Source organism: Acetivibrio straminisolvens JCM 21531, assembly GCF_000521465.1.
In the GTDB taxonomy this organism is placed as follows: Bacteria; Bacillota; Clostridia; order Acetivibrionales; family Acetivibrionaceae; genus Hungateiclostridium; species Hungateiclostridium straminisolvens.
This window is the reverse complement of sequence record NZ_BAVR01000091.1, coordinates 1-10,277: the sequence shown is the minus strand read 5'-3', so window position 1 is coordinate 10,277 and position 10,277 is coordinate 1. Positions and strand designations below refer to the sequence as shown.

The following is a 10,277-nucleotide window of genomic DNA, read 5'->3' as shown; positions in this document are numbered from 1 at the left end:
GCATTCTTTTCCTTCCTTCAAACATAAAGGGCTTTGTTACTACTCCGACGGTCAGAATACCCATTTCCTTGGCAATCTCAGCAACTACAGGAGCAGCCCCGGTTCCTGTTCCTCCGCCCATACCGGCGGTTACAAAAACCATGTCCGCACCCTTTATTGCCTGTGCTATTTCATCCCTGCTCTCATTGGCAGCCTTTTCACCGATTTCGGGATTTGCTCCCGCTCCAAGGCCTTTTGTCAATTTATCGCCAATTTGAATCTTTGTGTTTGCTTTTGATAAAAATAAAGCCTGTTTATCAGTATTTACTGCAATAAATTCTACTCCACGCAGTCCTGCAGTTATCATTCTATTAACAGCATTGTTTCCTCCGCCACCAACACCTACAACTCTTATCTGGGCAAATTGTTCCATATCAATATCAAACTCCAGCAAGTTAAGTCCCCCTTCTTTTTCATTCGTAATAGCCAAGCCTTGTTTCTATGCCAATTTGTAAAGATATCATTCAGAGTCGATTATTGGGTAACATTTATTCCCTCAATACTTAATAATATATTAATATTGGAGATTGCGCAAGATTGTATTTTAAGTATTGCATCCAATATTTATAACTAAAAATATACATCTTGGATTTAACTTGATATATTAATCGGTAAAAATCTAAAAATATATAACATATAATTAAAATAATTATATTCAAAATTTATAAAAATATGTATTCGGAAAATAGAACTTATCTGTCAAAATAATCCGTTGAAAAGACTGACTATTTTTTTGAGAAAGCCAAATTCTTTTTTTTTGCTTTTTGTCTGTTGGGCTTGTTGTTTTTAGTACCGCCGCTTTTTGTCTCGGACTTAATCCTGTTTGCCACATACCTAATTGTTGCCATTGCAGTTACATGTTCGGCACTTTTTACTCCCAATGACTTGTAAGATACTACCCTGACCGGCAATCCAAAGATTTCCTTTGCTGATTGAATAGAACCGTCAATATATGAGATGCCTCCTCCGGCCAGCACAACTCCTCCGGTAAAACCGTTTAATATACCCTCTCTTTCAACCATTTCCCTGCAAAGCGAGAATATTTCCTGAACCCTGGCCTCGATTATTTCAACAACTTCCGAAACCTTTATCGTTCTTTTAGTGTTCTCACTGATTTCATTTATTGTTATGTCATGGTCGTTGCTAATAATCGAAGTAAGAGCCAAACCATATTCCCTTTTTAATTTTTCAGCATCATTTAATGATACCTTAAGTCCTATGGATATATCGTTCGTTATATGGTCTCCTCCAACGGGTATGGAATCATACAGGAAAAGACACTTGTTCTTATACACGGATATATTTGTTACTCCTCCGCCCACATCAATAAGAATTGCACCTATTTCTTTTTCTTCAGGATTTAAAACCAAATCTCCCACTGCCAACGATTCCGCAATAAAACCATTTACTTTGACATTGGCATTTTCCAGGCTTTTTACAATATTATTAAATGTAGTGATTTTCCCAACCACAACATCCGCTTCAAGCTCAAGCTTTACCCCGGCCATTCCGACAGGGTCAACTATTTCGTCACAGCCATCCACAATGTACTGCCTTGGAATAACATCAATAATCTGAACATTCTCAGGGAGCTTCACATCCTCAACCTTTTTCAATACTTTCTGGACATCTGCTGATGTAATTTGATGATCTTGCCTTGAAACATCAACTGAGCCTTTATTGCAAAATACGTCAACATGTGAACCCATAACATTCACATAAACACTTTCAATATCAATATTAAGCAAGGCCCTTACTTTTTGAATGCAACTCTTTAAAGCATTTGAAACACTGTCTATGTCAACAATCACGCCTTTCTTTACTCCACTGCACGGTTCCGTTGCCTTGCCCAATACTTCAACATTACCGTTCTCATCAAGTTTTGCCACCATAGCACAAACTTTTGTAGTGCCTATATCAATACAGCTTATTATATCGTCCACTTATGTAAACCTCCTGTATGCCAAAGCATAAATACAACCAAGTGCGATACGTTATTTGCAATTTCCTATTATTATTTACCTTGACATCGTAAAAATTCTACTTTTCAAAACCGGACATCTTATTCGATTCTATTTTATATAATATCATTTATGTAATGTCAAAATATTTTAAACTTCATTTGCTTCTATCATATTATCTTTTATATTATCTTTTTTGGTGAACTTATTCAATAGGAATCTTCGAATAACTGCAAAATTTAAAAACAGCCTGTTTCCAAAAGCAAATATCGCAGCAAAATAAATCTGTATTCCAAGCTTGTCCCCTATATATGTAAGCGCAGCGGCCAAAAGGGCGTTACCGAAAAAGCCCGACAAGAATATCCCCATATTAAACTTCTTTTGCATGGTAGAAACCACACCACCGAAAACCGAATCCAAAGCCGCCAAAATAGCTACCGCTACATAACTTGAGTATTGCTCGGGAATACTATATGGGATAAACACCCCAATCAAAATTCCGACTATTAAACCCAATAAAGGAATCATTCTGCTCCTCCCTCTCTAATCTGGTATAAAACTTGGATAATCACCCGAGGTAAAATCCAATAATCCTTTATCTTCCTTTGTTAATTGGAAGTAAAAAATCTCTCTTAAAAAATTAATTCTATATTCGCTTATCTCTCTATAATTCCCAAGATTAACCGTTAACCTGGAATCAAGATAGAGATTAATATTATCAAGATCAGATACATCAATATAGCTTATTATATCTTTAATGCCGAATTCTCTTCCCCTTTCCCCGGCATTGACATCAGCGGAAGTAATAACCTCCATTACCCTTCGAAAAGCATCCATGTATTTAGGATCATGCACCGCCAAAGGCTGTCCCAAAGAATAGCCGCTACAATCTATACCTTTTATGACAGGGAGCTTTTCTTCCTCCGCATTGCTGCTCAAAGCAAGAACAAAGCTCTCGCTGTCAATCACAAGGTTTGAACCCATATAAGGCACCAAAGCCACAGGCTCTCTTTCGGTTACTTCTATACGGACCACGCCCATAAAGTCTATTCTCACTATCGCGCTCTTTAGATATGGGCACCTTTGCAATAACAGCTTTTCAGCATCAATTGACCTAAAAGTAATAATACCTTTTAGATTCACACTGTTGGACCTAAACCAGTTATTACCCACTATCAAACCTGAAGCTTCAATCACTTCACTGCTATTATAATGCTTATTGCCATAAACTTCAATCCTATTTACAGAAAATAATGGTGACAGACCCACACCCACTAAAATCGCCGTCAAAATTACAAGAAACAATAGAAACTTGAAAAAAGACAGAATTCTCTTCTTCTTTTTTCTTTTGTATTTTTTTAGCGGTTGATACTCTGCACCGGTTGTTATCTCCTGTATCTTCAATAGACTTACCCCTTTATTCTTCTCTATTAATTATAGCTCCAATCATGGAAAGCTTTTCTTCAATGTTTTCATAACCTCTGTCGATATGCTTTGTTCCGCTTATTATTGTAGTGCCTTCAGCGGCAAGCGCTGCGAGAACCAATGCAGCTCCTCCTCTTAAGTCCCTGGCTGCAACCGTTGCACCGGTAAGCTTTTTTACTCCCTTTATTACTGCCAGTCTTCCTTCCAGCTTTATGTCTGCTCCCATTCTTAATAATTCCTCAACATGCTTGTATCTGTTTTCGAATATGGTCTCAACTACAATGCTGGTTCCCCTGGCAACCGAAAGCAGAGAAACAAACTGCGACTGCATATCGGTGGGAAAGCCCGGATAAGGCAGAGTCCTGATTATGTCTATAGCCCTCGGCTTGCTGGGACCCGAAATATGAATATTATTTCGTTTTATATTGATCCTGCAGCCGCTTTCCCGAAGATATGACACTATAGACGTTATATGTTCCGGCATAACATTCTTTAGATTTAAGTCTCCGCCTGTAATCCCTGCCGCCACCAAATATGTACCTGCTACTATTCTGTCAGGAATAACAGTGTGCTCAACATTATTAAGTTTTCTATTCGTACCTCTTATCGTTATAGTACTGGTCCCTGCACCTGACACGTCTGCGCCCATTTTTACAAGAAAATTCTGAAGGTCTACGATTTCAGGCTCCTTGGCGGCATGCCGTATAACAGTCTCGCCTTCGGAAAATACCGCTGCCAGCATAATATTCTCTGTGGCTCCTACACTCGGAAAATCCAGTTGAATCTCGCATCCCTTGATTTTATCCACTTCGCAGTATAAAAAACCGTGATGTGCATCGTGCACCTTGACCCCCATCCGTTTAAGAGCTTTGAGATGAAGGTCGATGGGGCGCGGACCTATTTCACACCCACCCGGGTGGCTAACCTTATTGTACCATAGATATAAATTATAATATTTCAAATTCTAAAGAAAATTTCCGTTTAGAGAAAAATTTCTTTGCATCAGCAGTAAATCAATATATTAAACACTCTTTAATCATTATTTTATCATTTAAAAAATTATGTATCAAATGTTTTTTAATGGTGGAGTTTTCACTAAGTATATCGAATAAACGGGTATATCAATTAATTATTTAGGGAAATACTTCCCTAAGAAAAATATTTGTTCATAACTAAAACTCTTTGTGTTATAATTTTAAAGAAATTAAGCAAAAATACATCAAAAAAGCAGGGATACAAATGAATATAAGACTTACTTTTACAATAATAATTACAAAACTCCTTATTTTTGCACTCAGAATTTTAAAAAGCGGAGGAACCTCCCTTCCCGGAAAGGTTGCGCGTAAAATTTATCCGGACATAATGAAAGTAATTTCAAAAGATTTTAGAATTATAATGGTTACAGGAACAAACGGCAAAACCACCACTACACGTATAATCGGAAAATTACTGGAGGAAAACAATATAGAATATATCACCAACAAATCCGGAGCCAATTTGGTAAGCGGTGTTATTACCACCTTTATCGAATCTGTAGATATTCGGGGAAAGAGCAAAACTTCCACAGCATTGTTGGAAGTTGATGAAGCTGCATTTAATGTGGTAACCGACTATGTTCAGCCTGACATTTTGGTAGTAACAAACTTCTTCAGGGACCAGTTGGACCGATACGGTGAGCTTTATACCACTTTAAACAATGTCAGGTCAGGTATCGAGAAATCGCCCAATGTTAAGCTGGTTTTAAATGCCGATGACTCTTTGTGCGCATCCTTAGGTCACAATATGGACAGAGAAGTTGTATACTACGGTTTTTCCGATGAAGCATACACTGGCAACATTACTGTTGTAAACAGTGATGCAAGTATTTGCCTTTACTGCAAAAGCAAATACGAATACTCCTATCATGTTTACGGCCACCTTGGGGGATTTTCCTGCCCCAACTGCGGATATATGCGCCCCAGTTCCAAGGTAACATGCGTAAAGATTAACGAGCTTAATACTTCGTACTCAGATATTATATTCTCGTTAAGTCCTATAAAGGGCAATGAAGAGCCTGTGTCTTACAATGCCAGGATTAATCTTCCGGGACTATATAACATATATAATGCGCTGGCTGCAGCGTCCCTCGGTCACCTATTTGGTTTTTCGCCGGACAGCCTTGTGAAAGCCATGGAAAGCTTCGAATGCGGTTTCGGACGAATGGAAACTATCGAAACCGAGGGTAAAACCATAAAGGTAATACTGGTTAAAAATCCTACAGGCTTTAATCAGGTTTTGAGCTATCTTCTCACGGAAAAGCAAAATACCCAAATAGCCTTTGTTATAAATGACCGCCTTGCAGACGGTACAGATATTTCCTGGCTCTGGGATGTTGATTTTGAGCAGCTTCAGCAAATGCAGGACAATGTATCTTATTTTTATGCTTCAGGAATTCGTGCAGAAGACATGGCCGTAAGGCTTAAATATGCAGGAATACACAGCGATAAAATTCAGATTGAAAAGGACTATGAAACGCTTTTAAATAAAGCTTTGGACGCAACTTTAGAGGGACAGAATCTTTACATCCTGCCCACCTATACTGCAATGCTTGAAGTAAGAAGCCTTTTGGAGAAAAAATTCGGTTTAAAGGAGTTCTGGAAATAATATGTATGAGCTAAATATTTGTCATCTATACCCTGATCTTTTGAATTTGTACGGCGACAGGGGAAATATAATTGCTTTAAAAATGCGCTGCAAGTGGCGCGGAATAAACGCAAATGTTTCAGACATATCCATTGGCGACAAGTTTGATGCCGAAGCTTACGACATTATATTTTTAGGCGGCGGTCAGGATTATGAACAGGAAATGATCCAAAACGACCTCCTAAACGAAAAAGGAGAGGAAATCAGAAATGCCGTAAAAAATGATAAGGTATTTTTAGCTATTTGCGGCGGGTACCAGCTCTTGGGCAGTTATTACAAGACTTGGGACGGCAAGGAAATTCATTTTCTAAATGCTCTTAATTTGTGGACCGTAGGCGGCAAGGAAAGAATGATCGGAAACTTTGTGTTTGAATGCGATTTTCTAAAAAATGATAACTATGACGGAAAAATAGTAGGATTTGAAAATCATTCGGGAAGAACCTATTTAGGACCTGAAGTAAAGCCTCTAGGCAAGATTGTAAAGGGTTATGGAAACAATGGAGAAGATGGTTTTGAAGGAGCAATTTACAAGAATGTTTACTGTTCCTATTCCCACGGAAGTCTGCTCCCTAAAAACCCGGCTTTGGCCGACCATCTTATTTCAATTGCTTTAAAGCAAAAATACAAAGATTTTGAGTCGCTTTCAAGTATTGACGACGAATTTGAAAACTTGGCCCATGATACAATGGTTAAAAGAATAACAGGGTGACCTTGATAAGTAGCAAGGTCACCCTGTTATTTCATCAAGCTTGTAGCTTGAACAGTTGTATTTAAAAAAAAGGCGACTTCTTTTTGCAAAACCACCCAAGTTCATTTGCACATGCAAAAAAATAATACTTACCAAAATTCGCTTCAAATTTTTTTACAAAAACACTCTACTGCAAATACACAATTTAGCAAATTTCAGTAAGTATCTCTACAATAAAACTCTTTTCAAAAATATAAATTATTAAGTTTATCTAAGCATTATAGCCCAGTTCCAATGCTTTTTCATAACATTCCTGAGCTTCTTCATCTTCATCCAATACCCTTAAGGCTTCGGACTTAAAATAATATGCCTCAGCATATTGGGGATTCAATTCTATAGCCTTATCAAAACTCTCTAGCGCCTCTTCAACATTTTCAAGACACATCTGTGCTTTGCCGATTCCCACATAAGAAGCTTCGTATTCCGGATATATGTGTATTGCCTTGTTATAGCTTGCTATCGCATTTTCAAACTCATTTATCATGAGATAGGCATTTCCTAAATTGTAGTAATATTCCGACTGACTGGCATTTAGCTCTATTGCAGCCTGAAAACAACTCACAGCCTCATCAAACATTCCAAAGTATCCGAGAATCTTCCCCTTATTATTGTATGTTTCTGCATCGTCAGGAGATATCTCTAATGCCTTTTCACTGTATTTTATGGCGTTTTCCATTTCTCCCAATGCCATATACACCTGCGATTTTCCTATATATGAATAAACATAATCCGGTTTTAGGCTCTCTGCTCTATCGTAGAAAATTAAACTGTTTGTATAATTTCCGACAATGAAATAAAGGTGACCAATAGCAGAATAACATTCGGCAAACTCATGCCACAAATTTATTGCATAGTTGTAGTTTTCCAAAGCGCCTTCAAAATCTCCTAAATATTTAAGAGAATTTCCCTTGCTGTAATAAGCGTAAGCACCCTTAGGATAAAGCTCAATTACCTTGTCGAAATAGCTTATAGACTCTTCAAACTGTCCCGTATAGTAAAGTATATAGCCTTTACCGTAGTATGCATCTGACAGTTCAGGCTCAAATTCAATGGCCTTGTCGCATTCTTCTATAGCCTCATCAAACCGCCCCAAGGCAAACAAAATATTGGCTCTTTTTTCATGAGCATAACCGTCATCCTGAAACTTCTCTAAATAAATATCGATGTTTTCCAGCGCTTTTTCGTAATCACCCATTCTCTTGAAGACCTCTGCTCTTTCATAGTGAAAAAACGGAAAATCCTCTTCAAGTTCCTTTATCCTATCGAGCACCTCAAGAACATCCTCATACCTGTTCATCTGCATTAATATGTGTACTTTTGAATAATAGCCTTCCATGTACTTATCATCAATACTTAATGCCTTTTCACAACAGTCCAAAGCCTCCTCATACTCTTGCATTGCGTACAAAGATTTTGCCCGGCCTATATAAGGATTGGGTTGGTCGGGAACTTTCATAATATATCTGTCAAAATACTCAATAGACTCCTCGGGTTTCCCCATATTTCTCAGTATTTCCCCTTTGTAGTAGTACAAAGCAGGATAGTCGTCTGATACAGCTAAAGCATCCTCGATACATTTAAGAGCCTCCTCGAATTTTTCCTGCCGGTAAAAGACACCGCTCTTTTTTATTAAAGCACCAATATCTTTAGCATCCCTGTCCAGAAGAAGGTCACAAAATTCAAGGGCTTTCTCATAATCTTCAATAGCAATTAAAATATCAATTTTTTCAAGATAGGGTTCTCTATATTCAGAATTTTTTGATATATATTTATCCACACATTCTAATGCTTCCTCGTACCTTTCAAGATTTTTTAGTGCAATTCCCTTAAAATATCCGGCAATATCAGAAAACTCTTCGTTGTCAAGTAGCCTTTCAAAATTTTCTATTGCCTCCTCATACTCACCAATTTCACATAAAATAAGCCCCTTCCTATAATAGGCACTCCAAAAATTCGGCCTTAATTCAAGGGCTTTGTCGCAATCATTCTTTGCCTCGAAATACATGTTCAATAAATGCAGCGTTTCAGCTCTCTCTATATAAGCCTCAGGCACATAGGGTACAGCATCTATATAGCTGTTAAAAGCTTCGAGTGCCGATTGATATTCACCTAATTCCTTGTATGTAACCCCTATGAAAAAATAGGCCACATAGCAGTCGTTTTTTACCCGAAGAGCCTCCTTGTACATATAGATTGCATGCTGTGGCAGTTCAAAGTGATAATAAGCTTCTCCCTTTTTCAAATAGACATCCGCTCTGTTATTATCGATAATAAGAGCTTCGTTGTAGCATTCTATGGCTTCATCATATCTATCCATAGCGCAAAGCACTTCTCCTTTGCACTTTAATAATGTGCACATTTTCCCATTCCAGTCTGCGAAATCAAAAGCATTCAAAACCTCCATAACATAATCCGATGTATTGAGGCATCGTCAGGCTTTCCCATCTTGCACAGCAATTCTATCTTTTCGATATATGCATCAAAATAAAACGGATCTATTTGTATAGCCATGTCATAATGATACAAAGCTTCTTCATATCTTTTTAAACTCATAAGCAAATTTGCCTTATTGTAATGGATAAGGACAACATCAGGATATGCTTTAAGTGCTTTATCATAATAAATCAACGCTTCATCGGCCTTTCCCAGTACCTCAAAAGAAATCGCAATCCCATTTAACGAATGCAAATATTCTTCGTCTACCTCCAAAGCTTTTTGATAATATGTTACTGACTCCTCCACAAGCTTCATATCACCGGTATCACTTCCAAGCCGGTACAAACAAGAGGCTTTTTTATCACATGTTTCCGCATTTCCGGGATTTATCTCAAGAGCCCTGTCAAAGTAGTATATAGCTTCCTTTAAATTGCCTTTCTTTTCCATAGTCTTTCCTTTGTAAAGAAAGACTTTTTCACGATCATTTTTATCCTCAAGATTTACCGCCTCAAGAGAATCAAATATCTCAAGAGCCTTATCGTATTCTTCCATATCGTAAAGAAGAGTTGCCATAGGAATTAAATAAAGAGTTCTCATTCTAATGTTAACTGCTTTTACGTAATTTTGTAAGGCCTGGGAATATTTGTCCATTTTCTTTAAGCATTCCGCTTTAACAAAATATAATTCTGAAGCATCTTCCGGATTAAGAGCTAAAGCTTTGTCACAATACTTTATGACCTCATCATATTTTTCAAGTATTATTAGCGCATAACCCATATTTACATAAGCTTCAAAGTATCTATTATAAGCTTTTATAGCCTTTTTATAGTAGTTTATAGCCTCGGCAAACTTATTGCTTAGAAACAGTTCATCTCCCTGCTTGAAAAACTCTTCAGCTTTCTTTTTCCTATTTCCAAACAATTCATTTATATTGAAAATTCCCAAAATAATGACCTGCCTTTACTTATTAAGTGTGTATTCATCTT

General features: G+C 37.4%; 8 protein-coding genes and 1 pseudogene. 2 read left to right on the top strand and 7 right to left on the bottom strand.

Annotated features, from left to right (window positions below; all coding sequences use genetic code 11):
* The 5 genes and pseudogenes from JCM21531_RS15970 to murA all read right to left on the bottom strand — a co-directional run.
* A partial coding sequence (locus tag JCM21531_RS15970) for a cell division protein FtsZ (protein WP_038291315.1) occupies positions 1-433 on the bottom strand: 433 nt, incomplete at its 3' end.
* A 331-nt stretch (positions 434-764) separates the two neighbouring features.
* Complete coding sequence (gene ftsA / locus JCM21531_RS15965) at positions 765-1,982, bottom strand: cell division protein FtsA (protein WP_059387194.1); 1,218 nt, start codon at positions 1,980-1,982, stop codon at positions 765-767.
* 168 nt (positions 1,983-2,150) lie between these two features.
* Positions 2,151-2,528: a small basic family protein gene (locus tag JCM21531_RS15960; protein ID WP_038291314.1), complete on the bottom strand. Its 378-nt coding sequence runs from the start codon at positions 2,526-2,528 to the stop codon at positions 2,151-2,153.
* Between the two features lie 15 nt (positions 2,529-2,543).
* Entirely contained in the window at positions 2,544-3,404 is an 861-nt protein-coding gene (locus JCM21531_RS15955) for a cell division protein FtsQ/DivIB (RefSeq protein WP_038291313.1), read from the bottom strand.
* 13 nt (positions 3,405-3,417) lie between these two features.
* Positions 3,418-4,350 (bottom strand): annotated as a pseudogene (murA, locus tag JCM21531_RS15950) (UDP-N-acetylglucosamine 1-carboxyvinyltransferase); the annotation flags it as partial.
* 314 nt (positions 4,351-4,664) lie between these two features.
* Here murA and JCM21531_RS15945 point away from each other — a divergent pair.
* Both JCM21531_RS15945 and JCM21531_RS15940 read left to right on the top strand, forming a co-directional pair.
* On the top strand, positions 4,665-6,068 hold the full coding sequence (locus tag JCM21531_RS15945; protein ID WP_038291311.1) for a MurT ligase domain-containing protein: 1,404 nt from the start codon (positions 4,665-4,667) through the stop codon (positions 6,066-6,068).
* A gap of 1 nt (position 6,069) precedes the next feature.
* Entirely contained in the window at positions 6,070-6,816 is a 747-nt protein-coding gene (locus tag JCM21531_RS15940) for a type 1 glutamine amidotransferase (protein WP_038291309.1), read from the top strand.
* Between the two features lie 250 nt (positions 6,817-7,066).
* Here JCM21531_RS15940 and JCM21531_RS15935 read toward each other — a convergent pair whose 3' ends face one another.
* The gene (locus JCM21531_RS15935; protein ID WP_243467844.1) at positions 7,067-9,259 is read right to left on the bottom strand and encodes a tetratricopeptide repeat protein; all 2,193 of its coding nucleotides are present in this window, start codon (positions 9,257-9,259) and stop codon (positions 7,067-7,069) included.
* A complete protein-coding gene (locus JCM21531_RS23045; protein WP_243467843.1) occupies positions 9,247-10,236 on the bottom strand; it encodes a tetratricopeptide repeat protein in 990 nt (329 codons plus the stop codon). Before JCM21531_RS23045 ends, JCM21531_RS15935 begins: the two co-directional genes overlap by 13 nt.
* Positions 10,237-10,277: the final 41 nt, after the last annotated feature.